This window comes from Streptomyces sp. 11-1-2 (assembly GCF_003595545.1).
Lineage (GTDB): Bacteria > Actinomycetota > Actinomycetes > Streptomycetales > Streptomycetaceae > Streptomyces > Streptomyces hygroscopicus_B.
On sequence record NZ_CP022545.1, the window covers coordinates 7579979 to 7603794 of the forward strand.

Below are 23816 nucleotides of genomic sequence, written 5' to 3' on the forward strand. Positions count from 1 at the left end.
GTCCAGGGTTACTTGGACAGATGGGCGTACAGCGGGTGCTTGTCGGCCAGGGCGGTGACCCGGGCCTTCAGCGCCTCCGCGTCGTAGGACGGCTTGAGCGTCTGCGCGATGACGTCGGCGACCTCGCGGAAGTCCTCCGCGGTGAAGCCGCGCGTGGCCAGCGCCGGGGTGCCGATCCGCAGACCCGAGGTGACCATCGGGGGCCGCGGGTCGTTCGGGATCGCGTTGCGGTTGACCGTGATGCCGACCTCGTGGAGCCGGTCCTCGGCCTGTCGCCCGTCCAGCTCCGAGTCGCGCAGGTCGACCAGGACCAGATGGACGTCGGTGCCGCCGGACAGGACGGCGACGCCCGCTTCCCGCACATCGGGCTGGGCCAGGCGCTCGGCGAGGATCCTGGCGCCCTCCAGCGTGCGCTCCTGGCGCTCCTTGAAGGCCGAACCCGCGGCGACCTTGAAGGAGACCGCCTTGGCCGCGATGACGTGCTCCAGCGGGCCGCCCTGCTGACCCGGGAAGACCGCCGAGTTGATCTTCTTGGCCAGATCGGCGGTGGAGAGGATCACGCCACCGCGCGGACCGCCCAGGGTCTTGTGGGTGGTGGTGGTCACCACATGGGCGTGCGGTACGGGCGAGGGGTGCAGCCCGGCCGCCACCAGACCCGCGAAGTGGGCCATGTCGACCATCAGGTACGCGCCGACCTCGTCCGCGATCCGACGGAAGGCCGCGAAGTCCAGCTGGCGGGGGTAGGCCGACCAGCCCGCGATCACCAGCTTGGGGCGGTGCTCCTTGGCCAGCCGCTCGACCTCGTCCATGTCGACCAGACCGGTCTCGGCGTCCACGTGGTAGGGCACCACGTTGTAGAGCTTGCCGGAGAAGTTGATCTTCATGCCGTGGGTCAGATGGCCGCCGTGCGCCAGGTTCAGCCCCAGGATGGTGTCGCCGGGGGAGAGCAGGGCGAACATCGCGGCCGCGTTGGCCTGGGCGCCCGAATGCGGCTGGACGTTCGCCGCCTCGGCGCCGAAGAGCTCCTTCACCCGGTCGATGGCGATCTGCTCGACCACATCGACGTGCTCGCAGCCGCCGTAGTAGCGGCGGCCGGGGTAGCCCTCGGCGTACTTGTTGGTCAGGACCGAGCCCTGGGCCTCCATGACCGCCGCCGGAGCGAAGTTCTCCGAGGCGATCATCTCCAGGGTGGACTGCTGGCGGTGGAGTTCGGCGTCGACGGCGGCGGCGACATCCGGGTCGAGCTCGTGCAGGGAGCTGTTGAGAAGCGACATCAGGGTCCCGATCGGAAGAGGAGGGTCAGTTTTCGGCGAAGGCGGTGTACGCGTCGGCGGAGAGCAGCTCCTCCGGCTCGCCCGTCACCCGCACCTTGAACAGCCAGCCGCCCTCGAAGGGGGCGGAATTCACCAGCGCCGGATCGTTCACCACGTCCTCGTTGATCTCGGTGACCTCACCGGAGACCGGCGAGTACAGGTCGCTGACCGACTTGGTGGACTCCAGCTCACCGCAGGTTTCACCGGCGGTGACGGCGGAGCCGACGTCCGGGAGCTGGACATAGACGACATCGCCGAGCGCGTTGGCCGCGAATTCGGTGATGCCGATCGTCGACACGCCGTCCTCGTCGGCGGCCGACAGCCACTCGTGCTCCTTGCTGTAGCGCAGCTGCTGGGGGTTGCTCATGGTCCGATTCTCCTGGATACGGGGGAGTGCTTGGGAAACGGGTCTTAGCTGGTGGGACGCGACGCCGGTGGGTGCGGTGCCGTGGGTGCGGTGCCAGCGGTGACGCCGGTGGGTGCGGCGCCAGCGGGGTGTGACGCCTGTGGATGCGGTGCCGGCGCCATGTGGCGCCGGTGGATGCGGCGACGGTGGACGCCGTGCCGGTCCATGTGATGGCGCCGGTGGGGCGTGACGCGTTGCGGCGGGACCGCTCAGCGCTCGCGGCGGTAGAAGGGGAGCGCCACGACCTCGTACGGCTCCCGGGTGCCCCGGATGTCCACCGAGACTCCCTCGGTGCCGGGCTTCGCGTACTCCGGGTCCACGTACGCCATCGCGATCGGCTTGCCCAGCGTCGGCGAGGGTGCGCCCGAGGTGACCTGGCCGACCTGTGAGCCGTCGGCGGCCACCACGGCGTATCCGGCGCGCGGCACCCGGCGGCCCTCGGCGACCAGGCCGACCAGGGCGCGGGGGCTGACGGTGTCCGCCTCGCGGGAGGCGGCCTCCAGGGCCTGGCGGCCGACGAAGTCGCCCGGTTTGTCGAACTTCACCACCCGGCCGAGCCCCGCGTCGAAGGGGGTGGTGTCGGTGGTCAGCTCATTCCCGTACAGCGGCATGCCCGCCTCGAGACGCAGGGTGTCCCGGCAGGACAGACCGCAGGGCACCAGGCCCACCGGGGCCCCCGCCTCGGTCAGCGCCTCCCAGACCCGCACGGCGTCGTCCGGCGCCAGGAACAGCTCGAAGCCGTCCTCGCCCGTGTAGCCGGTGCGGGCGATCATGGCGGGGACGCCCGCGACGGTGTCCGGCAGTCCGGCGTAGTACTTGAGCCCCTCCAGGTCGGCGTCGGTCAGGCTCCCCAGGATCCCGGGGGACTCGGGCCCCTGGACGGCGATCAGCGCATAGGCGTCGCGGTCGTCCCTTACGGTCGCCTCGAAACCGGCGGCCCGCTCGGTCAGCGCGTCCAGTACCACCTGGGCGTTGGAGGCGTTGGCCACGACCAGGAACTCCTCGTCCCCGAGGCGGTAGACGATCAGGTCGTCCAGGATGCCGCCCTCGTCGTCGCAGATCATGGTGTAGCGGGCGCGGCCCACGGCGAGCGCGGACAGCCGGCCGACCAGTGCGTGATCCAGGGCCTCTCCGGCCTGCGAACCGATGAGAGAGATCTCACCCATGTGGGAGAGATCGAAAAGCCCGGCGCGGGTGCGCACCGCGGTGTGCTCGTCGCGCTCGCTGCCGTAGCGCAGCGGCATGTCCCAGCCGGCGAAGTCGGTCATGGTGGCGCCGAGCGCACGGTGCCGTGCGTCCAGCGCGGTGCGGCGTGGGGTGGGCGGGGCGTCGGTCACGATTCAGGCTCCAGGAGATCGGGGTCGCGCGACGGCGAGGACGTACGACAAGGACGCGTGCGTCCTCCCCATCTGTCATCGGAACCTGAGAGGTTCGCCGTGACGCCCGTAAGGGGCCCGGCTTGCACCTTGGGTGGAGCCGCGCCCGCGGCTCGCTTTTCAGATCTGCCTCGTCCACGCGGTATCGGGGCCTGAGAGATTCAAGGGAGGACTTGCTCCTTCGGCGCCCTGGACACCCGGCACGACTGCCGGTGGCCAAGGACTCTCCCGCGCGGATTCAAGCGGCCGGTATGGAGTTGCGCGGACATCATCGCATGTGTGGCCGAGAAAGGAAGCCCCGATCGGGGCGGCTCCGGCCGGATCGGGCAGAGGCAGCCTTGATGGACATTACCTTTTCTTGACACTCTGCGGGTACGAGCAGCGTTGACCGACCTGGGAGGACGATCACGGTGCATGGGCAGGGAACATACGAGACCGCGCAAAGGCTCCTGCCGGCACGGCGTGGCCGCGTCCCCTCCGGGTCGACGGCCGTCCCGGGGCGGCGCATCGCGGTGCACGACCTGCGCGGCCAGCCGCGAGGCGGCGGCGCGGACCCGCGTGAGCTGCGCTTTCCGGTGGGGGACGTGCTGGTCGCCTCCGGGCTGCCGGGCGCCGGCAAGAGCACGCTGATCAATCGGACGGTGCCCCTCCTGGACGGGACGGGCGCGGTCGTCATCCGGGTGGACTCGCAGAACACCCGGGAGGCGTGGGAGCGCCGGATGCCCGGCTGGCTGCCGTACGCGCTCTACCGCCCGCTGGTCCGGTACGCCCACTACGCCGGGCTGCGCCGGGCGCTGCGCTCGGATGTGAGCGTCGTGGTGCACGACTGCGGCGCGCTGCCGTGGGTCCGCCGCTGGCTGGCCCGGGACGTGCGGCGCCGGGGCCGCAGCCTCCACATGGTGCTGCTGGACGTGGACGCCACGATGGCCCTGGAGGGCCAGGCCGCCCGTGGCCGCGGGGTCTCCGGCTATGCCTTCGGCCGGCATCGGCGCGCGATGCGGCGGCTGATCGCGGGGATGGAGGAGGGGCGGCCGCCGGAGGGGTGCGCCTCGGCGGTGCTGCTGGACCGCTCGACCGCGAGCGAGCTGCGCTGCATCTCCTTCGAGTGAGCCCCGCACCAGAATTGAGTCCCGCACAGGAGGGGACGGGGGATCCCGCTCCAGGGCGGATGAGCGGTCCCCGTTCCCCGGGGAGGAAGGGAGACGCCGGGTGACCTTGGCCGAAAATCGGCCACCGGGGCATCACCCAGTGTGACGGTGGCGCGGGGCCGGGCGAGGTGGGGAAGTGCTGTGGAGATGACGCCGCCCCCACTGGCCCTGGGCCGCCCAGCCGCTAGGGTGCTTTGGGCAGGTAGGACGAGATGGCGGTTGGACGAAGATGAGCTTCCCGGAGCAGTACGGCATGGCCCCGGCTCACGGAGGATTCCCCGACGGCGCGCAGACCGCGTATCCGGCGTTTCCCGGCAATGAGCTCGAAGAGGTGATGGCCGCCTCGATCGACGTCCCCGGGGCCGGAGCGCGCATCGTCGAGACGCTCTCCCGTAGCCATGTCTGGGTTCCGCTGCCCAATGGCGGGGGCCCCGGCAGCCCGAACCTCGATCTGCCCACGATGGAGATCGAGGGCGCCGCGTATGTCCCGGTGTTCAGCTCCGAGCAGCAGTTCCTGCAGCTCGTCGGCTCCCATATGCCCTTCACCATCGCCCCGGCCGTGGAGTTCGCCCGCGGCCTGCCGCCCCAGCTCGGCATCGCGGTGAACCCCGGTGGTGCGGTGGTCGTACCGCTGCCTCCGCCCGCCGTCCGGGAGCTGTGCCGTGCCGGGCGCAGTGAGCTAGACGGCCCGGCCACCGGGGGCAGGGTGCGGCTCTTCGAACCGGACTGGCAGGACGAGCCGGTGGACTTCCTGGCCGCCGCCGGGATCGAGTTCGCCAAGGACAGCGGGGTGCGGACCGCCCGGCGCGCGCTGGCCAGCGTCGAGGGCGACGAGCCGGCGCTCTTCGTCGGTGTGCAGCTCGATGCCCCCGGCCCCGAGGGTCAGGCGCGCGCGGTGGACGCGCTGGGCCGCGCCCTCGGCGTGCTGCCCGTGCGGTGGAAGGTCCAGCTCGTGCTGCTGGATGTGGCGCAGGGGGATCCGGTGGTCGACTGGATGATGGGGCGCGTACGGCCGTTCTACGACCGTGACCTCTGACTCACCCCAGGGTCCGCTACGGGGGCCCGTAAGCTGGTTTGATGACCAGGAGGGGTGCGAGCACGCTCCCCGGTGAGGTGCGGGACAAGGGCGAGAGAAGGGGCGGACCCAGGTGAGCGCGGGCGCGGATTGGGGGGCGGCGGCCGGCCAGGTTGAGCGAGCGTTGCAGCAGGTCGCTCCCGGCCGGTACGACGCCTATGAGGCGCTGCTGCAGGCCATCGGCGAGGGCCAGGTCTGGATGCTGCTGTGGCACGGTGCGCCCGGCACGCCCGAAGCCCAGTACGGGAACATGGATGTGGACGGCCTCGGTTACGCCCCGTGCGTGACCTCCGCACAGGAACTGGCCGCAAGTGGCTGGAACCGTGCGCATGAGGTGGTCGACGGACGCCTCATCGCCGACTCGCTCTACCGCGACCGCTACGGCCTCTGGCTCAACCCCCACGCCCGCGGCGGCGGAGTGGGCATCCCGTGGCCGGATCTGCGCCGGATCGCGGGCGGTCTGGACCGGCTGCCCGCCGGGCCGCTGCGGCTGACCGAACCCGCCATCGACATCCCGCAGTTCTACGCCCTGTTGGGGCAGAACGCGCATCGCACCACCGCGGTGCGGTCGCTGCGCCGCGCCTGGGTGCAGCCCGCGCTGGGCGCCCCGTATCTGGCCATCGGGCTGGATCTCTACGACAGCGGCCCACCTGCGGTGCAGTCGGTGCGGGTGATGATGGAGCAGTCGATCACCGCCGTACCGGACGGGCTGCCGGTCTCCACGGTCGCGCTCTCCGACGAGTACGACCCCGTCGCCCTGTGGATGCGGGCCAACGCGCGGCCCTTCTTCGACCGCGACGCCTATGGCGCCGCCCCCGCCGCGCCGTCCTACGGCTACGGCTACCCGCCGCCGCGTCCCGCCTACTGATCCACCGCCTCGCCGAGCCGGTACCGATCCGCCGACTCGCTGCCCCGCCGACCCGCCGACCCGGCGATCCGTCAACCCGCCGACCCGCCGATCCGCCACTGGCCCGCTGGTCCGCGCACCGATTGACGGGATTGCCCACCCGGTGTTCCGGGCCTTTGGGGCCGAACATTCCATAGCGGGCGCGAGGTTACTGCTGCGTTCTCGTGTCGCGACCGTCCGTATAGCGGAGCGGTACTCCCCACATCACGGTTAGGCATCCATTGTCCGGGAGTACTGGCGGGTGATCACAAACGCGTTGAAGACTCCCGCTCCAAGGGGTGCGGTTCCTGCGTACGACCCCTTCCTGAAAGGTTCCGTACCAGAACGCGACTTTCACCCGGGTTGTGAACAAAGCCGCTACAGCGGCGAGTCGTGGGCCGGTCACCACCGGCCGAGAGGGGTCTCCACCACGATGACGGCACCATTGCACGGCACGAGCACGGACAGCGATCCGGTCGCGACTGCCGCTGTAGCGGCGGATGTGGTCAAAGCGTCCGTCGAAGGCAGATCGCTGCGGCAGATCGCCTGGACACGCCTGAAGCGGGACAAGCTCGCGCTGGCGGGTGGCATCGTTGTCGTCTTCCTGGTCCTGGTGGCGATCTTCGCTCCACTGATCGTGAGCCTGCTCGGGCATCCGCCCAATGAGTTCCACCAGGAGGAGATCGACCCGCTGTTCGGCACCCCGAAGGGGTCCATGGGCGGTATCAGCTCGGACTTCCTCTTCGGCGTGGAGCCGTCCAACGGCCGCGACGTCTTCAGCCGCGTCGTCTACGGCGCCCGGATCTCGCTGCTGGTGGCCTTCCTCGCGGCGGTGGTCGCGGTGGTCCTCGGCACCATTTTCGGCATCATCGCCGGGTACTTCGGCGGCTGGGTCGACTCGGCGATCAGCCGGGTGATGGACATGCTGCTGGCCTTCCCGCAGCTGCTCTTCATCATCTCCCTGGTCTCGGTGCTCCCCAACGACCTGCTGGGACTGACCGGCAGCGGGGTGCGCATCGCCATCCTGGTCTCGGTCATCGGCTTCTTCGGCTGGCCGTACGTCGGCCGCATCGTGCGCGGCCAGACGCTGTCGCTGCGCGAGAAGGAGTACATCGAGGCCGCGCGGAGCCTGGGTGCCGGCCGGCGCTACATCCTCTTCCGTGAGCTGCTGCCCAACCTGGTGGCGCCGATCACCGTCTACGCGACGCTGATGATCCCCACCAACATCCTCACCGAGGCCGCGCTCAGCTTCCTCGGCGCGGGCGTGAAGCCGCCCACCGCCTCCTGGGGGCAGATGCTCTCCAAGGCGGTCGGCACCTACGAGGACGACCCGATGTTCATGATCATCCCGGGTGTGGCGATCTTCATTACGGTGCTGGCCTTCAACCTCTTCGGCGACGGCGTCCGCGACGCGCTCGATCCGAAGGGCACCCGATGACGGCGCGGCGCACGACACGCCCTGCGGACCGGTCGTACCCGAACGCATCAGCCCCTGCCGTATCCGGCAGTCGGCTCCCCGAAGAATTCCGCGGCGCCATGCCTAGGACCGCTACCCCGGAGGTTGCAACAGCTATGAAACAGCTCTCGAGAAGCAGGCGGATCGCCGGAGCGGCGGCTGTCGTCGGCGCCCTCCTGGCCACCGCCGGCTGCGGTGGCGGCGGTTCCGACGACGAGGGCTCGGGCGCCGGGTTCAACGCCGCGGTGAAGGGCGTCGCCGCCAAGTCCGCCAAGAAGGGCGGCACGCTCAAGTTCATCAACAAGCAGGAGTTCGACTCCCTCGACCCGCAGCGCCAGTACTACGGGTTCGCCTGGGACTTCTCCCGCTTCTACGCGCGCCAACTGATCTCCTACGCGCCGAAGCCGGGCAACGCCGCGAACGAGCTGGTCCCGGACCTCGCCACCTCCACCGGCAAGATCACCAACGGCGGCAAGACCTACACCTACACCCTGCGCGACGGGATCACCTGGGAGGACGGCTCCCCGATCACGTCCAAGGACGTCAAGTACGGCATCGAGCGCATCTGGGCCAAGGACGTCGTCTCCGGCGGCCCCGGCTATCTGCGCCAGGTCCTGGATCCCAAGGGCGAGTACAAGGGCCCGTACAAGGACAAGGCCAAGGACAAGCTGGGCCTGAAGGGGATCCAGACGCCGGACGACAAGACCGTCGTCTTCAACCTCGCCAAGCCCAACGGTGACTTCGAGCAGATGCTCGCGATGCCGACCGGCTCCCCGGTGAAGGCGGACAAGGACACCGGCGCCAAGTACACCAACCGGCCGTTCTCCTCCGGTCCGTACAAGGTCCAGTCGTACACCCCGGGCAAGAGCCTGTCGCTGGTCCGCAACACGAGCTGGAAGAAGGCGTCCGACCCGATCCGCCCGGCCCTGCCGGACAAGATCTCGGTCACCTTCAACTCCAACCTCGAGGCGATAGACCGGCTGCTGATCAAGGGCGACTACGACGTCTTCCTCAGCGCCACCGGTATGACCCCCTCGGGCCGTAACGACGCCCTCAAGCAGCACAAGGGCAACGTCGACAACATCACCACCAGCTTCGTGCGGTACGTCGACTTCACCACCAAGGTCAAGCCGTTCGACAACATCCACTGCCGCAAGGCGGTCGTCTACGGCACCGACTACAAGTCGCTCCAGACCACCCGCGGTGGCCCGCAGGCCGGTGGTGACCTCGCCACCAACATGCTCCCCAAGAGCGTCAAGGGCTCGGACGACTACGACCCGTACGGCATCCTCAAGCGCGGCGGCAAGGCCGACCCGGCCAAGGCCAAGGACGAGCTCAAGCAGTGCGGCAAGCCGGGTGGCTTCTCCACCAGCATCGTGGCCCGCAACGACCAGCCCGCCGAGGTCGACGCCGCGGAGGCGCTGCAGGCGTCGCTGAAGAAGGTCGGCATCAGCCTCAACGTGGAGCCGATCCAGGGCAGCACCTCCGCCAGCATCACCGGTTCGCCGTCGGTGATGAAGAAGCGCGGCTACGGCCTGTCCATGACCGGCTGGGGCCCGGACTTCCCCACCGGCCAGGGCTTCTCCCAGCCGCTGATCGACGGCCGTTTCATCGAGCAGACGGGTAACTACAACGTCTCCGAGACCAACGACCCGGCGATCAACCAGTACTTCGACGACGCGCTCAAGGAGACCGACCCCAACAAGGCCGGCGCGATCTACCAGAAGATGAACCACAAGGTCAGCGACCTGGCCGTGCAGATGCCGTTCATCTACGAGAAGAACATCACCTGGCGCAGCTCGCGGCTGACGAACGCCTTCTCGTCGGCGGCCTACAACGGTCGCTACGACTACTCCCAGCTGGGCGTCGTCAAGTGACGGCAGGTCACCTGACCCGCCGCACACCCCCCCATCGCCGCACCCGATAGGCCCGAAGGGCAGGTGATGGCCGCGGGTGGTGGCCCGTGATCCCCCTCAACCGGGGTATCACGGGCCACCGCCCGGGCCGCGCACAGTGCTTGCTTATCTCATCCGGCGCTTGTTCGCCGTCGTCGTGATGCTGTTGGTCGTCACCCTCACGACCTTCGCCATCTTCTTCGTGATCCCGAAGTGGGCCGGTGCCGATCCCGCGCTGCTGTTCGTCGGCAAGCAGGCCGACCCCGCGGCCATCGAGGGCATCCGGCAGAAGCTCAGCCTCGGTGATCCGGTTCTGGTCCAGTTCTGGCACTTCGTCCAGGGCCTCTTCGCCGGCCGGGACTACGCCAACGGCACGGACGTCACCCACTGTCCGGCGCCCTGCTTCGGCTACTCCTTCCGCACCGAGCAGGCGGTGTGGCCGCAGCTCACCGACGCCATGCCGGTCACCCTCTCGCTCGCCGCCGGCGCCTGTCTGCTGTGGCTGGTCGGCGGCATCACCACCGGTGTCGTCTCCGCGCTGCGCCGGGGCACCCTGTGGGACCGCTCCGCGATGACGGTCGCGCTGGCCGGTGTCTCGCTGCCGATCTACTTCACCGGTCTGCTCTCGCTGGCGATCTTCAGCTACTCGCTGAAGTGGGTCAACGTGGACTACAAGGCGCTCGGTGACGATCCGGCGATGTGGTTCGAGAGCCTGATCCTCCCGTGGATCACGCTCGCCTTCCTCTATGCGGCGATGTACGCCCGGCTCACCCGGGCCACCATGCTGGAGATCATGGGCGAGGACTACATCCGCACCGCCCGCGCCAAGGGCCTGCGAGAACGGGTGGTCATCGGCCGGCACGCGATGCGCTCGACCTGGACGCCGGTCCTCACCCTGCTCGGCCTCGACCTGGGCGCGCTGCTGGGCGGCGCGGTCCTCACCGAGACCACCTACAACCTGCCCGGCCTCGGGCGGCTCGCGGTGAACGCGATCACTGAGAAGGACCTGCCGGTCATCCTCGGCGTCACCCTGATCGCGGCCATCTTCATCGTGGTCGCCAACCTCGTCGTGGACCTCCTGTACGCCGTCATCGACCCGCGAGTGAGGCTCGGATGACCGACCTGACCAAGTCCTCCGGACAGCCCGGGAACGGCGAGCCGCCGGCCACCGGCACCGCCGCCGTGGGCGAGGTGGCCGCGGCGGGCTCGCCCGCCCCCACCGCCTTCCTCGAGGTGCGCGATCTGCACGTCCACTTCCCGACCGACGACGGTCTGGTGAAGTCCGTGGACGGGCTCAGCTTCCGGCTGGAGAAGGGCAAGACCCTCGGCATCGTCGGCGAGTCCGGCTCCGGCAAGTCCGTCACCTCGCTCGGCATCATGGGGCTGCACACCGCCGGGCAGTACGGCCGCCGCAAGGCGCGGATCTCCGGTGAGATCTGGCTCAACGGCCAGGAGCTGCTGGGCGCCGACCCCGACGAGGTGCGCAAGCTGCGCGGTCGCGAGATGTCGATGATCTTCCAGGATCCGCTGTCCGCGCTGCACCCGTACTACACCATCGGCCGCCAGATCATCGAGGCGTACCGGGTGCACCACGACGTCACCAAGGACGTGGCCCGCAAGCGCGCGATCGAGCTGCTGGACCGCGTCGGCATCCCGCAGCCCGACAAGCGCGCGGACAGCTACCCGCACGAGTTCTCCGGCGGTATGCGCCAGCGCGCCATGATCGCGATGGCGCTGGTCAACAACCCCGAGCTCTTGATCGCCGACGAGCCGACCACCGCCCTGGACGTCACCGTCCAGGCGCAGATCCTCGACCTCATCCGGGATCTGCAGAAGGAGTTCGGCTCCGCGGTCATCGTCATCACCCATGACCTGGGCGTGGTCGCCGAGCTCGCCGACGATCTGCTGGTGATGTACGGCGGACGCTGTGTCGAGCGCGGCCCGGCCGAGAAGGTCTTCTACGAACCCCAGCACCCGTACACCTGGGGGCTGCTGGGCTCGATGCCCCGTATCGACCGCGACCAGACCGAGCGGCTCATCCCGGTCAAGGGCTCCCCGCCCAGCCTCATCAATGTGCCGTCCGGCTGTGCCTTCCACCCGCGCTGCCCGTACGCCGATGTGCCGAAGGACAACATCACGCGCACCGAGCGGCCGGAGCTCAGCTTGGCCGGGGGCGGCGGGCACTTCTCCGCGTGCCATATGTCGCAGGAGGAGCGCACCCGGATCTGGACCGAAGAGATTGCGCCGAAGCTGTGACCGACACGAAGGATCCGAAGATGACGGTCCCGGAGAAGGCGACGACGCCGCCCGAGCCCCTGCTCAGGGTGTCGGGTCTGGTCAAGCACTTCCCCATCAAGAAGGGGCTGCTGCAGCGGCAGGCCGGTGCGGTGCAGGCGGTCGACGGGCTCGACTTCGACGTCCGGCCGGGGGAGACCCTGGGCGTGGTGGGCGAGTCGGGCTGCGGCAAGTCCACCATGGGGCGGCTGATCACCCGGCTGCTGGAACCCACCTCGGGCAAGATCGAGTTCGAGGGCAAGGACATCACGCATCTGAACACCGCTCAGATGCGGCCGATGCGCCGTGACGTCCAGATGATCTTCCAGGACCCGTACTCCTCGCTGAACCCCCGGCACACCGTCGGCGCGATCGTCAGCGCGCCCTTCCGGCTCCAGGGCGTCACCCCGGAGGGCGGCGTCAAGGCGGAGGTCCAGCGGCTGCTGGCGCTGGTCGGGCTCAACCCCGAGCACTACAACCGCTATCCGCACGAGTTCTCCGGCGGCCAGCGGCAGCGCATCGGCATCGCCCGGGCGCTGGCCCTCAAACCCAAGCTGGTCGTCGCCGACGAACCGGTCTCGGCGCTGGATGTGTCGATCCAGGCGCAGGTGGTCAACCTGCTGGACGACCTCCAGGACGAGCTGGGCCTGACGTATGTGATCATCGCGCACGATCTGTCGGTCATCCGCCATGTCTCGGACCGGATCGCGGTGATGTACCTCGGGAAGATCGTCGAACTGGCGGACCGCAAGGACCTCTACGAGCGTCCCATGCACCCCTACACCAAGGCCCTGCTGTCCGCGGTGCCGGTGCCGGACCCCAAGCGGCGCGCCAAGCGCGAGCGGATCCTGCTCAAGGGCGATGTGCCCTCGCCGATCTCCCCGCCGTCCGGCTGCCGCTTCCACACCCGGTGCTGGAAGGCGACCGAGGTGTGCAAGAGCCAGGAGCCGCCGCTGGTGACGCTGGCCACCGGCCACCAGGTGGCCTGCCACCACCCGGAGAACGCTTCGGACCAGGAGCCGCAGGAGAAGCCCGGGGCCGAGGCGGCACAGAAGGTGACGAAGAAGACCGAAAGCTGAGACGGGACGGGGTCCGGACGGGACCGGGGGGCATCCGCGGATAACAATGTCGGGTGCTCATCGAACTGTTCACCCCGTCCGTCCAGCACGCGCTCGAAGTCGCCGGGATCTTCGTCTTCGCGATGTCCGGCGCGCTGCTCGCCGTGCGGAAGAACTTCGATGTCTTCGGCATGGCGGTGCTCGCCGAGGCCACCGCGCTGGGCGGCGGCATCTTCCGCGATCTGGTGATCGGCGCGGTGCCGCCCATCGCCTTCACCGACCTCGGCTATTTCCTCACCCCGCTCGTGGCCACCGGCATCGTCTTCTTCCTCCACCCCGAGGTCGAGCGGATCACGGCGGCGGTGGGGGTCTTCGACGCGGCGGGCCTCGGGCTGTTCTGCGTCGAGGGCACGATGAAGGCGCATGACTTCGGGCTCGGCGTCACCGCTTCGGTCACCCTCGGCATGGCCACGGCGGTCGGCGGCGGTGTGATCCGCGACCTGCTCGCCCATGAGGTGCCCTCACTGCTGCGCTGGGACCGGGACCTGTACGCCGTCCCGGCCATCCTCGGCTCCTCGATAGCGGCGCTGCTGCTCCACTTCCACGCCCTTACGGCGGCCACGAGCGCGCTCGCGGCCGCCGTGACCTTTGTGGTGCGGCTGCTGGCGATGCGGTACGGCTGGCGGGCGCCGCGGGCGTGGAACCGGCGCAGTACGGCGACGGAGGAGACCTGAGGCGCTCGGGGCGTGGGCCGCACCGGCGTTAATGCCCTTGCGGTTATATAGCCGCCCCGTTATGTTGAGGCCATGCCCATACCGTTCGATGTGCTCGCGGAGCCGAGTCGTCGGCAGATCCTGGACCTCCTGCTGGAGCGGCCCCGCCTGGTCGGTGAGCTGACCGAGCATCTGGGGCTCACCCAGCCGGGCACCTCCAAGCACCTCCGGGTGCTGCGCGAGGCCGGTCTGGTGCGGGTCCGCCGGGACGCCCAGCGCCGCTGGTACGAGCTCTGCCCGGAGCCGCTCGCCGAGGTGGACGCCTGGCTCGCGCCGTACCGTCGGCTGTGGACCGACCGTCTCGACGCGCTCGAACGACACCTGGGCACGATGCCGGAGTCCCTCGACGCGACCGGCGAACCCGACGTACCCGAAGGACTCGACGTACCCGACGTACCCGACGGAGAAGCGCCATGAAAGACACCCTTGCCCAGACCGGCGGCGGCCGCTCGGCCCTGCGCCTGGAGCGCCGGCTCGCCCATCCCCCCGAGAAGGTCTGGCGAGCGCTGACCGACCCCGCCCAGCTCGTCCACTGGTTCCCCTCCGAGGTCCAGGTCGAGCTCAAGATCGGCGGCCGGATGGGCTTCGTCTTCCCCGGGCGCGAGGCCCCGGACATGGACGGCGTCGTCACCGAGCTCGACCCGCCCCATGTGTTCGCCTTCACCTGGGGCGAGGACGAGCTCCGCTGGGAGCTGCGCCCCGAGGACGACGGCTGTGTGCTGACCCTCACCCACACCTTCGGCGACCGCTTCGGCGCGGCCAGCTTCGCCTCCGGCTGGCACGCCTGCATCACCGGGCTGGCGGCCCTGCTCGGCGGCGAGGAGATCGCCCACGGCGACATGGCCGAGCTGCACGAGAAGTACGTCGAGGCGTTCGGCCTGGCCGAGGGAGCGGTGGAGACCACCGAGGACGGCGGCTGGCGGCTGCGCTTCGAGCGCCAGCTGGTCCGCCCCGCCGAGACGGTCTGGCGGGCGCTGACCGGCCCGGCCGCTGACACCCCCGAACCGGTCGCCGGGGCGCCGGTCCCCTTCGGCTTCCGTACGGACGCGGTCCCGGCGGGCCCGATCACCGAGGCGCATCCGCCCCGGGTGCTCGCCTACGCCTGGGAGCGCGACGGCCGCCCCGCCGGAACGGTCCGCTGGGAGCTCACCCAGGGCACCGGCCACGGCGCCCGCCTCATCCTGACCCAGACGGGCCCGGCGGACGCGGAAACGGAACGCACCCAAGCCCAGCAGGCATGGCGCCACCACATCGGCCTCCTGGCCGCCGAACTTCTCCGGGTGAGCGGCTGAAAACCCGGCCCGTCCGGCGTTTGAGGACCGGGCCCGGGGTGGCGCCCCGCACGCGGCGGGGCCGCATATCGTCAGGTGCCGGGAAGGGGCGGGGCAGGGGAGCAACCGGCCGTAGGAGCAGCCTCAGCCGTCGCCGAGGAACCCGCTGAGCGCAACGGCCAGCTCGGCGGGCGCATCCTCCTGCACCAGGTGCCCCGCACCCTCGATCAGCCGAAACCGGGCGCCCGGAATGCGAGAGGCGAGCTCCCGCCCCCGCTCCACCGGAATCCACGTGTCACCCGACCCCCAGCACACCAGCACGGGGAGCGATATCCCCCCGTACAACCCCTCGACCTCATCCGTGAACCGCTGATCGTTCTGCGCGATCTGCCGATAGAACGCGGGCTGCCCCACCTCCCCGCACCACGGCTCCAGCAGCCGCTCCAGCACCCCGTCCCGCAGCCCCACCGCGCTCGCGGAGCCGACGTACTCCCGCACCAGCGCCCGATGCAGCGCCGTCGGCAACTGCTCGAAAACCTTGTCGTGCGCACCGAGCAGCCGGTACGTGGGGGAACCCCAGGGCGCCAGCGCGACCACGTCCACCAGCGCCAGCCTGCGATACCGCGCACCGTGCAGCAGATGCGCACGTAGCGCGACACACCCGCCGAAGTCATGGGCGACGACGGCCGGTTCCGCCCCGGCCCCGGTCAGCCCCCACGCGTCGAGCAGCTCGCCGAAGACCCGGCCCTGGGCGGCCAGCGAGACGTCCTGGTCCGCCCGCTTCTCGGAGGCCCCGTAACCCGGCATGTCCCAGACGAACACCCGGTGCCGGTCGGCCAGCGCACGGGCGACGCCCCGCCATACGTACGACGAGAACGGCGTGCCGTGCAGCAGCACGACCGGCGGCGCGTCCGGTGCGCCGAGCGCGGCCCAGCGGACCTCGCCGGAGGAGCTGCGGTAGGTGCGGTCCAGGGTCCACTCGGTCTGCCACTCAGTCGCTGTCATGAGTAAAAACCTAGACGCTCCTTACGGCCGCTGTCGAGGACCCTGGCGGGTCCCTCGCGAGGGACCCGCCGAGTGCCCTGCCGGGGCCCTCGCGAGGGGGTGCGAAAGAGGCGGCGGGAAGACAGTGCGTACGCGCACCCGCTACGCACCCCACAACGCCTCGTAGAATCGAGGCCACCATGGTTTATCTCGACCACGCCGCCACCACCCCGATGCTCCCGGAGGCGGTGCAGGCGATGACCGCCCAGCTCGCCGTCACGGGCAACGCCTCCTCGCTGCACGCCGCCGGCCGGCGTGCCCGCCGTACCGTCGAGGAGTCGCGTGAATCCCTGGCCGCCTCGCTGGGCGCCCGCCCGAGCGAGGTCGTCTTCACCGCCGGAGGCACCGAGGCCGACAACCTCGCGGTCAAGGGGCTCTACTGGTCCCGCAAGGACGCCGATCCGGCCCGCGTCCGGGTGCTCGCCAGCCCCGTGGAGCACCACGCCGTGCTCGACGCGGTCGACTGGCTCGCGGACCACGAGGGCGCCCGGGTCGAATGGCTGCCGGTCGACTCCCTCGGGCGGGTCCACCCCGACGCGCTGCGCGAGGCGATCGCCCGCGACCCCTCGGATGTCGCCCTGGCCACCGTCATGTGGGCCAACAACGAGATCGGCACCATCCAGCCGGTCCGCGAACTCGCCGACGTCGCCGCCGAATTCGGCATTCCGCTGCATGCCGACGCGGTCCAGGCGTTCGGCCAGATCGAGGTCGACTTCGCCGCCTCGGGGCTGGCCGCGATGACCGTCAGCGGCCACAAGATAGGCGGCCCCTACGGCATCGGCGCGCTGCTGCTCGGCCGTGAGCACACGCCCGTGCCGGTGCTGCACGGCGGCGGCCAGGAGCGCCAGGTGCGCTCCGGGACCCTCGACACCCCGGCCATCGCCGCCTTCGCCGTCGCGGGTGCCTATGCCACCGAGCACCGTGAGGAGTTCGCCCGCGAGATCGGCGCCCTGCGCGACGCACTGATCACCGCCGTCCGTACGGCCGTGCCCGACGCGGTTCTCGGCGGCGACCCCGATCCGGCGGGCCGGCTCCCCGCCAATGCCCACTTCTCCTTTCCCGGCTGCGAGGGCGATTCGCTGCTTCTGCTGCTGGACGCGCAGGGCATCGAATGCTCGACGGGCTCGGCCTGTACGGCCGGTGTCGCCCAGCCCAGCCATGTGGTCCTGGCCACCGGCAGCGACTCCGACCTGGCCCGCGGCACCCTGCGCTTCTCGCTCGGCCACACCTCGACCAAGGCCGATGTCGAGGCCGTCGCGGAGGCGATCGGCCCGGCGGTGGAGCGGGCGCGCGGGGCGGGGCTGAGCTGACTGACGGGACTCGGCTGACCGAATAGTAACCGAAGAATTCCCGGTGTTCTCCCGGCCATTTCAGATAACCCACGGAACATCAATCTCCGCTTGAAATCGCGAAGAGCGTTCGGCGAGGATCTACCCCGTCAGCAGGCCCGGCATGCGCGTAAAAGCGCGCGGGCCGCTTTTGCGGGGAAAACGGAGATATTGATGTCGCAGCGTTCGGGCCGACTGGCCATGGCGACCCTGGTGGCGGGCGGTTTGGTATTCCTTTCCGGATGCGGGGACAGCGAGGACGGCGGGAAGGACGGGGGGTCGTCCTCTCAGGCCGCCGAGGCGAAGACCCTGGGCAAGGTCAGCATGCCGAAAGTCACCAAGGACACCAATGCCATGGGCATGTGGGTGACCGGCAAGAATTTCGTGAAGGGTGATATCAACAAGCTCGTCGGCTATTCCCTGGACGGTGCCAAGGTCCAGTGGACGATAGACCTGGACGGGGAAATCTGCTGGGCCTCGCCGCACACCACCAAGGACGGACTCACCGCGGTGCTGTTCAAGGACGGCAAGGGCAGCGACGCGCAATGCACCCAGGTCGGCCTGGCCGATCTGAACAAGGGCGAACTGGTCTGGCAGAAGGAGGGGACGGACACCGAGGGCAACGACGGCGTCGACTTCGACGAGGTCACGATCAGCGGGAACACCGTCGCCGCCGGAGGTACCAGCGGCGGCGGCGCCTGGTCGCTCGACGGCAAGCCGCTGTGGAAGCCGGAGTACATCGCGGACTGCGACGACGACGGCTACGCGGGCGGCGACGGCAAGCTCATCGCGCTGCACGGTTGCAGCAGCGTGGACTCCAGCACCGACAAGCGGCTGGAGCTCCAGACCGTGGATCCGACCACGCGGAAGGTGCTGTCGTCCTACAAGCTCGACGGAGAGTTCGAGCGCGCCCACGTCCTGTCCACCGCACCCCTCGTCGTGGCCGTCGACACCGGCGACTCCGACGGTGGCTCGGGGGTCACCGACATCCTGACCATCGACGACAGCGGCAAGCAGGGCAAGCTGATCAACTCGATCGACGTCCTGGCCAAGGGCTTCCAGCCCGACTGCCCCGCGGTCAACGTGGAGGGCTGCAAGGACCTGGCCCTCGACAAGAAGAGCAGCACGGTCTACCTCTCCTCCGAGGTGGACGTGGACGACGGCGGCCCCGGAGAGAAGATCACCGGCGTGAACTTCAGGACCGGCAAGCAGACCGGCCGGACGAAGATGGCCGAGAGCAGGTCGCTCACCCCCATCAGCACCGAGAAGGACGGCTCGCTGCTGGCCTACCAGGGCAGCATGTACAGCGAGGCGGGCGGGGTCGTGCGCATCGACCCCAAGTCCTTCGAGATCAAGGAGATCCAGCGGAACCCCGACTCCATGAAGGACGTGGAGTCGGACCTGGAAACCTACGGCGACGCCAGGATGTTCTTCACCGACGGGAAGCTCTACATCGGTGACGACACGGCCGCGAGGCCCTCCAGCGACAGCAAGGGCCGTCCGCTCGCGGTCGTCTTCGGTACCGCGTAAGCCGCACCGCCCGAGCGGCGGCTCACTTCGCGATCCGCACCGCCCGCACCAGCTCCAGATAGCGGTCCCAGTCCCAGTGGCGGCCGGGGTCGGTGTGGTCGGTGCCCGGCACCTCCGAGTGGGCCACGATGTGATCGCGGTCCCGCTCCATCCCGTAGCGCTCGCAGATCGCGGCGGTCAGCCGGGCCGAGGACCGGTACATGGCGTCAGTGAAGTCGCCGGGACGGCTGACGAACCCCTCGTGCTCGATGCCGATGCTGCGTTCGTTGTACGGGCGGTTGCCCGCGTGGAAGGCCACATCCAGCTCCCGCACCATCTGGGTGATATGCCCGTCGCGGCGCACCACGTAGTGCGCCGCGGCGCGGTGTCCGGGGTCCTGGAAGACCCGCACCGCGTCGTCGTAGCTGCCCTGGACCACATGGATCACCACCCGGTCGATGGTGTAGTCGTCCGGCCGGTCGGCCCACCGCCAGTTCGCCCCCGAGGCCGCGATCCACTCCGCGCCCGGCTGGTCGACCGCGCCCGCCTTGCGCGGCTTTTCGATCCCGGGCAGCCGCCACCACATCCGGGACAGCTCGTCCCGCGCGGCATAGCCCGCGACCCCGGCCGCGCCGAGCCCGGCCGCCGAGCCTCCGATCAGGAGGGTGCGCCTGCTGACGCGGCGTCCACCGCCGGTCGTGGTCTCGCTCACGGAACGCTCAACGCGCGAGGGCGGGTATCCGGTTCCGGCCGATGGGATCATGGCCAGAAGCCTTCGTTCCGGGCGACGGCCCTCTGGTCGTCCGGGTAGATGAACGTTGAACTGTCTCTGAGCTATCGCTGTGTCCGGGGCTCCGTGCCTCGGAATGCGTTCAGCGGAACGTATTCACCGGAATGTATTCACCCGGAATGTGTCCATCCGCTCGACGAGGAGCTGACGGTATGCGCATCGGATTCGCCCTTCCCCAGTTCGGCCCGCTGGCCCATCACCCCGAGGACATCGCGCGGTTCGCGCGCCGGGCCGAGGAGCTCGGCGCGGACAGCCTGTGGGTCGGGGACCGCCTGCTCGCCCCGGTGGACCCGATCGTCGGCTATGCGGGCACCGATGTGATCCCGCCGGAATTCCGCGCCGCGCTGGATCCCTTCACCGTGCTGGCCACCGCCGCCGCGGTCACCGAGCGGGTCCAGCTCGGCACCGATGTCATCAACGCCCCCTGGTACCCGCCCGCGGTGCTCGCCCGCACCCTGACCACCGTCGATGTGCTGAGCGGGGGCCGGCTGCTGGTCGGCCTCGGCACCGGCTGGTCCCCCGAGGAGTACGAGGCGGTCGACATCCCCATGGCCGAGCGCGGCCGGCGGCTCGACGAATGCCTCGACGCCCTGGACGCCTGGTGGACCACGAACCCGGTGGAGTACCGCGGGGACCACTGGACCGTGCCCGCCTCCCACGTCGACCTCAAACCGGCCTCCCGCCCCCATCCGCCCGTCTACCTCGCCGCCTTCGCGCCCGCGGCCATGCGCCGGGTGGCCCGGCGCGCCGACGGCTGGCTGCCCATCGCGGTCGTCCCGGCCGCGCCCGGCACCCCCGACCCCATCGCCACCCTCGCCGAGGGGCTGGGCGGGGTGCGGGAAGCGGTCGAGCGGGAGGGCCGGGACCCGTCGGCGTTCGACGCGATCCTGCGCGTCAACCCCAGCGCCGGCGCCTCCGTGGACGACATCGCGACGGCCCTGGTCCGGGCCGAGCGGGGGGCGGGCATCCAGCACGCCTTCGTCGATCTGATCTATCTCGGGAAGGACGCCGACCAGGCCCTGGACCTCGTCCAGCGGGTGCTGGAGCGGGCCCGCGCGAGCTGAGCCGGGCGGTGGCTGGTCGCCACTTACCCATTTAGCCGTCGCACAGGGAGCGACCTATGCTGGTCGGGTTATGACTGACTTCCCCGGTGCGCCCACAGGTCCCCGCGACGGCCGTCGGCTGCGCGTCCTCGCCGCCATGTCCGGCGGCGTGGACTCCGCGGTCGCCGCCGCGCGGGCGGCCGAGGCGGGCCACGATGTGACCGGCGTCCATCTCGCGCTCTCCGCCAACCCGCAGTCGTTCCGCACCGGCGCCCGCGGCTGTTGCACCATCGAGGACTCGCGGGACGCCCGGCGCGCCGCCGATGTGATCGGCATCCCCTTCTACGTGTGGGACCTCGCCGAGCGCTTCCGTGAGGACGTGGTCGAGGACTTCATCGCCGAGTACGAGGCGGGCCGCACCCCCAATCCGTGTCTGCGCTGCAACGAGAAGATCAAGTTCGCCGCGCTGCTGGACAAGGCGCTCGCCCTCGGCTTCGACGCCGTCTGCACCGGGCACTACGCCACGATCGTGGAGCACGCGGACGGCGCGCGTGAGCTGCACCGCGCCAGCGACATGGCCAAGGACCAGTCCTATGTGCTCGGCGTGCTCGACGAGCGCCAGCTCGCCCACGCGATGTTCCCCCTCGGCGACACCCTGACCACCAAGGACGAGATCCGCGCGGAGGCCGAGCGGCGGGGCCTGGCCGTCGCCAAGAAGCCCGACAGTCATGACATCTGTTTCATCGCCGACGGCGACACCCAGGGCTTCCTGGCCGGTCATCTCGGCACGGCCGAGGGCGACATCGTCGACGAGGACGGGCGCAAGCTGGGCACCCATGAGGGCGCGTACGGCTTCACCATCGGCCAGCGCCGGGGGCTGCGCATCGGCCACCCGGCGCCCGACGGCAAGCCGCGCTATGTCCTGGACATCTCCCCGGTGGACAACACGGTCACGGTCGGCCCGGTCGAGGCCCTGGACGTCGCCGCCCTGACCGCCATCAAGCCGCGCTGGTGCGGAGCCCCTCCGGTGGGCCCCGGCAGCTACACCGCCCAGCTTCGCGCCCATGGCGGCGAGACCGAGGTGACGGCCGAGCCGATCGGGGTAACCGGGCTGCGGGTGACCTTCGCCGAGCCGGTGCGGGGCGTGGCCCCGGGGCAGGCGATCGTGCTCTACGACGACACCCGGGTCGTGGGCTCCGCCACCATCGCCACGACCGAGCGCGCCCAGGTGGTCGCCTCGTAGACGGGCCGCCGGGCCCCGGGGGATATCCGCTTTTGGTCAGAAAGAGGCCGAAAGTCAGGATGGGGTGGATTATCTCCGTTTGGCGCGATCAGTTTCTCTGAAATTAACGTGCGTCCGGCCATTCCGGTGGCATGCGTCCGTTGAATCTGGGAATGCGCCACGCGGACACGGGTGCCGTGGTCCGCTGTCTCAGCACCGGAGGTTCCGTTATTTCTGCGCAACCTGTACAGAAATTTGGCAACAATCCAGTTGATGTCAGGGACACTGATCACTACACAGAGGAGTACGTACCCAGCTTCGTAGAAAAGTGGGACTCGCTGATCGACTGGGACCGAAGGTCGGAGAGCGAGGGTACGTTCTTCATCGACCTGCTGCGCGAGCGCGGTGTCAAGAAGGTCCTCGACGTGGCCACGGGGACCGGCTTCCATTCCGTCCGGCTGCTCGAGGCCGGATTCGAGACCGTGAGCGCCGACGGCAGCGGCGAGATGCTCGCCCAGGCGTTCGCCAACGGGCTCAAGCACGGTGACCACATTCTCCGCGTCGTCCAGGCCGACTGGCGCTGGCTCAACCGCGACGCCCACGGCGAGTACGACGCCATCGTCTGCCTCGGGAACTCCTTCACGCATCTGTTCTCCGAGCGTGACCGGCGCAAGGCGCTCGCGGAGTTCTACGCCATGCTCAAGCACGACGGAATCCTGATCCTGGACCAGCGCAACTACGACGCGATCCTCGATCGCGGGTACAGCAGCAAGCACGTGTACTACTACTGCGGAGAAGACGTCGCCGTCGAACCGGAGTACGTGGACGAGGGGCTGGTGCGCATGCGCTACAGCTTCCCCGACGAATCCGTCTACCACCTCAACATGTTTCCGCTGCGCAAGGACTACACGCGCAGGCTGATGCAGGAGGTCGGCTTCCAGCGGATCGAGACGTACGGCGACTTCCAGCACACCTACCGGACGGAGCGCCCCGACTTCTTCATCCACGTCGCGGAGAAGGCATACATCGCGGCGGACGAGCCGGCCGGACCGGCCGCTCCGGCCACCGGCGACGGGGAGTACGCGGGAGCCGTCGGCACCGCCCGCGACTACTACAACTCCTCGGACGCCGACGCCTTCTACTGGCATGTCTGGGGCGGCGAGGACATCCACATCGGCATCTACGACCGGCCCGACGAGCCGATCGCCGAGGCCAGCAGGCGCACCGTGGCCCGGATGGCCGGGAAGCTCGATCTCACCGAGTCATCCGTCGTCCTCGACCTCGGGGCGGGCTTCGGCGGCTCCGCACGCTATCTGGCGGAGACGTACGGCTGCCGTGTCGTCGCGCTCAACCTCAGCGAGGTGGAGAACGAGCGCCATCGCGCGCTCAACGCCGAGCGGGGGCTGACCGAGACCATCGAGGTGCTGGACGGCTCCTTCGAGCGGATCCCGCTGCCGGACAACAGCGTCGACGTCGTCTGGTCCCAGGACGCGTTCCTGCACAGCGGCAACCGCGCCCGCCCCCTGGAGGAGGCGGCCCGCGTCCTGCGCCCCGGCGGTCACCTCATCTTCACCGACCCCATGGCCGCCGACGGCTGCCCCGCCGAAACCCTCCGCCCCATCCTGGACCGCATCCATCTGGAGACCATGGGGTCGCCCGAGTTCTACCGCCATGAGCTGGCGCGGCTCGGCTTCACCGCGGTCGGCGGCGGCTTCCAGGAGCACCGCGAGCAACTGATCACCCACTACGCCCGGGTGCTGGAAGAAACCCGCCGCCAGGAGGCCGACGGCCTGACGGAACACGTCAGCGCCGACTACCTCACCCATATGAAGAACGGCCTCAGCAACTGGGTCGACGGCGGCACAAACCGCCATGTGACCTGGGGCATCTTCCACTTCACCCGCTGATCCCCGCCGGGTGGCCGGTGTGGCGGGCCCGTCCCGCCACCG

The 23816-nt window shown here is 69.9% G+C and carries 21 protein-coding genes and 1 riboswitch; of the genes, 16 read left to right on the forward strand and 5 right to left on the reverse strand.

What is annotated here, in order from left to right; translation table 11 throughout:
* Nucleotides 1-8: 8 nt before the first annotated feature.
* The 3 genes from glyA to gcvT form a co-directional block, all read right to left on the reverse strand.
* A complete protein-coding gene (glyA, locus tag CGL27_RS32685; RefSeq protein WP_119991572.1) occupies nucleotides 9-1274 on the reverse strand; it encodes a serine hydroxymethyltransferase in 1266 nt (421 codons plus the stop codon).
* A 25-nt stretch (nucleotides 1275-1299) separates the two neighbouring features.
* A complete protein-coding gene (gcvH, locus tag CGL27_RS32690) occupies nucleotides 1300-1680 on the reverse strand; it encodes a glycine cleavage system protein GcvH (protein ID WP_014055066.1) in 381 nt (126 codons plus the stop codon).
* 248 nt (nucleotides 1681-1928) lie between these two features.
* The gene (gcvT, locus tag CGL27_RS32695; RefSeq protein ID WP_119991573.1) at nucleotides 1929-3056 is read right to left on the reverse strand and encodes a glycine cleavage system aminomethyltransferase GcvT; all 1128 of its coding nucleotides are present in this window, start codon (nucleotides 3054-3056) and stop codon (nucleotides 1929-1931) included.
* Between the two features lie 169 nt (nucleotides 3057-3225).
* A riboswitch (glycine riboswitch) is annotated at nucleotides 3226-3336 on the reverse strand.
* Nucleotides 3337-3505: 169 nt separating this feature from the next.
* Here gcvT and CGL27_RS32700 point away from each other — a divergent pair.
* The 11 genes from CGL27_RS32700 to CGL27_RS32750 all read left to right on the forward strand — a co-directional run bounded on the left by CGL27_RS32700 (nucleotide 3506) and on the right by CGL27_RS32750 (nucleotide 14952).
* On the forward strand, nucleotides 3506-4204 hold the full coding sequence (locus tag CGL27_RS32700) for an AAA family ATPase (protein WP_119991574.1): 699 nt from the start codon (nucleotides 3506-3508) through the stop codon (nucleotides 4202-4204).
* A gap of 292 nt (nucleotides 4205-4496) precedes the next feature.
* Nucleotides 4497-5279, forward strand: a complete 783-nt coding sequence (locus CGL27_RS32705; RefSeq protein WP_119994662.1) for an enhanced serine sensitivity protein SseB — start codon at nucleotides 4497-4499, stop codon at nucleotides 5277-5279.
* A gap of 112 nt (nucleotides 5280-5391) precedes the next feature.
* On the forward strand, nucleotides 5392-6186 hold the full coding sequence (locus CGL27_RS32710) for an enhanced serine sensitivity protein SseB C-terminal domain-containing protein (protein ID WP_119991575.1): 795 nt from the start codon (nucleotides 5392-5394) through the stop codon (nucleotides 6184-6186).
* A 451-nt stretch (nucleotides 6187-6637) separates the two neighbouring features.
* Nucleotides 6638-7642, forward strand: a complete 1005-nt coding sequence (locus tag CGL27_RS32715; protein ID WP_119991576.1) for an ABC transporter permease — start codon at nucleotides 6638-6640, stop codon at nucleotides 7640-7642.
* 134 nt (nucleotides 7643-7776) lie between these two features.
* On the forward strand, nucleotides 7777-9537 hold the full coding sequence (locus CGL27_RS32720) for an ABC transporter substrate-binding protein (RefSeq protein WP_078643855.1): 1761 nt from the start codon (nucleotides 7777-7779) through the stop codon (nucleotides 9535-9537).
* A 160-nt stretch (nucleotides 9538-9697) separates the two neighbouring features.
* Entirely contained in the window at nucleotides 9698-10672 is a 975-nt protein-coding gene (locus CGL27_RS32725; protein WP_078647687.1) for an ABC transporter permease, read from the forward strand.
* Nucleotides 10669-11811, forward strand: a complete 1143-nt coding sequence (locus tag CGL27_RS32730) for an ABC transporter ATP-binding protein (protein ID WP_078643857.1) — start codon at nucleotides 10669-10671, stop codon at nucleotides 11809-11811. The genes CGL27_RS32725 and CGL27_RS32730 overlap by 4 nt, the downstream gene beginning before the upstream one ends.
* A 20-nt stretch (nucleotides 11812-11831) precedes the next feature.
* Complete coding sequence (locus CGL27_RS32735) at nucleotides 11832-12908, forward strand: dipeptide ABC transporter ATP-binding protein (protein ID WP_078647686.1); 1077 nt, start codon at nucleotides 11832-11834, stop codon at nucleotides 12906-12908.
* Between the two features lie 53 nt (nucleotides 12909-12961).
* Complete coding sequence (locus CGL27_RS32740) at nucleotides 12962-13621, forward strand: trimeric intracellular cation channel family protein (protein ID WP_014055076.1); 660 nt, start codon at nucleotides 12962-12964, stop codon at nucleotides 13619-13621.
* A 72-nt stretch (nucleotides 13622-13693) separates the two neighbouring features.
* Nucleotides 13694-14077, forward strand: a complete 384-nt coding sequence (locus tag CGL27_RS32745; protein WP_119991577.1) for a metalloregulator ArsR/SmtB family transcription factor — start codon at nucleotides 13694-13696, stop codon at nucleotides 14075-14077.
* Nucleotides 14074-14952: an SRPBCC family protein gene (locus CGL27_RS32750; RefSeq protein ID WP_119991578.1), complete on the forward strand. Its 879-nt coding sequence runs from the start codon at nucleotides 14074-14076 to the stop codon at nucleotides 14950-14952. The genes CGL27_RS32745 and CGL27_RS32750 overlap by 4 nt, the downstream gene beginning before the upstream one ends.
* 123 nt (nucleotides 14953-15075) lie before the next feature.
* On the opposite strand, the gene CGL27_RS32755 is transcribed toward CGL27_RS32750, so the two are convergent.
* A complete protein-coding gene (locus CGL27_RS32755; protein ID WP_119991579.1) occupies nucleotides 15076-15936 on the reverse strand; it encodes an alpha/beta hydrolase in 861 nt (286 codons plus the stop codon).
* Between the two features lie 179 nt (nucleotides 15937-16115).
* Here CGL27_RS32755 and CGL27_RS32760 point away from each other — a divergent pair, with 179 nt between their 5' ends.
* Both CGL27_RS32760 and CGL27_RS32765 read left to right on the forward strand, forming a co-directional pair.
* Nucleotides 16116-17285, forward strand: coding sequence for a cysteine desulfurase family protein (locus tag CGL27_RS32760; protein WP_119991580.1), 1170 nt, complete (start codon nucleotides 16116-16118; stop codon nucleotides 17283-17285).
* Between the two features lie 192 nt (nucleotides 17286-17477).
* Nucleotides 17478-18833, forward strand: a complete 1356-nt coding sequence (locus CGL27_RS32765; protein WP_119991581.1) for a PQQ-binding-like beta-propeller repeat protein — start codon at nucleotides 17478-17480, stop codon at nucleotides 18831-18833.
* Between the two features lie 22 nt (nucleotides 18834-18855).
* On the opposite strand, the gene CGL27_RS32770 is transcribed toward CGL27_RS32765, so the two are convergent.
* A complete protein-coding gene (locus CGL27_RS32770) occupies nucleotides 18856-19524 on the reverse strand; it encodes a peptidoglycan recognition family protein (protein WP_119991582.1) in 669 nt (222 codons plus the stop codon).
* A 230-nt stretch (nucleotides 19525-19754) separates the two neighbouring features.
* Here CGL27_RS32770 and CGL27_RS32775 point away from each other — a divergent pair, with 230 nt between their 5' ends.
* The 3 genes from CGL27_RS32775 (at nucleotide 19755) to CGL27_RS32785 (ending at nucleotide 23774) form a co-directional block, all read left to right on the forward strand.
* Nucleotides 19755-20666, forward strand: coding sequence for a TIGR03619 family F420-dependent LLM class oxidoreductase (locus tag CGL27_RS32775; protein WP_119991583.1), 912 nt, complete (start codon nucleotides 19755-19757; stop codon nucleotides 20664-20666).
* A gap of 70 nt (nucleotides 20667-20736) precedes the next feature.
* Nucleotides 20737-21888 carry a tRNA 2-thiouridine(34) synthase MnmA gene (gene mnmA, locus CGL27_RS32780; RefSeq protein ID WP_119991584.1) on the forward strand — a complete coding sequence of 384 codons (1152 nt, stop codon included), beginning with the start codon at nucleotides 20737-20739 and terminating at the stop codon, nucleotides 21886-21888.
* 131 nt (nucleotides 21889-22019) lie between these two features.
* A complete protein-coding gene (locus tag CGL27_RS32785; RefSeq protein WP_119991585.1) occupies nucleotides 22020-23774 on the forward strand; it encodes a class I SAM-dependent methyltransferase in 1755 nt (584 codons plus the stop codon).
* The last annotated feature ends 42 nt before the right edge of the window (nucleotides 23775-23816 follow it).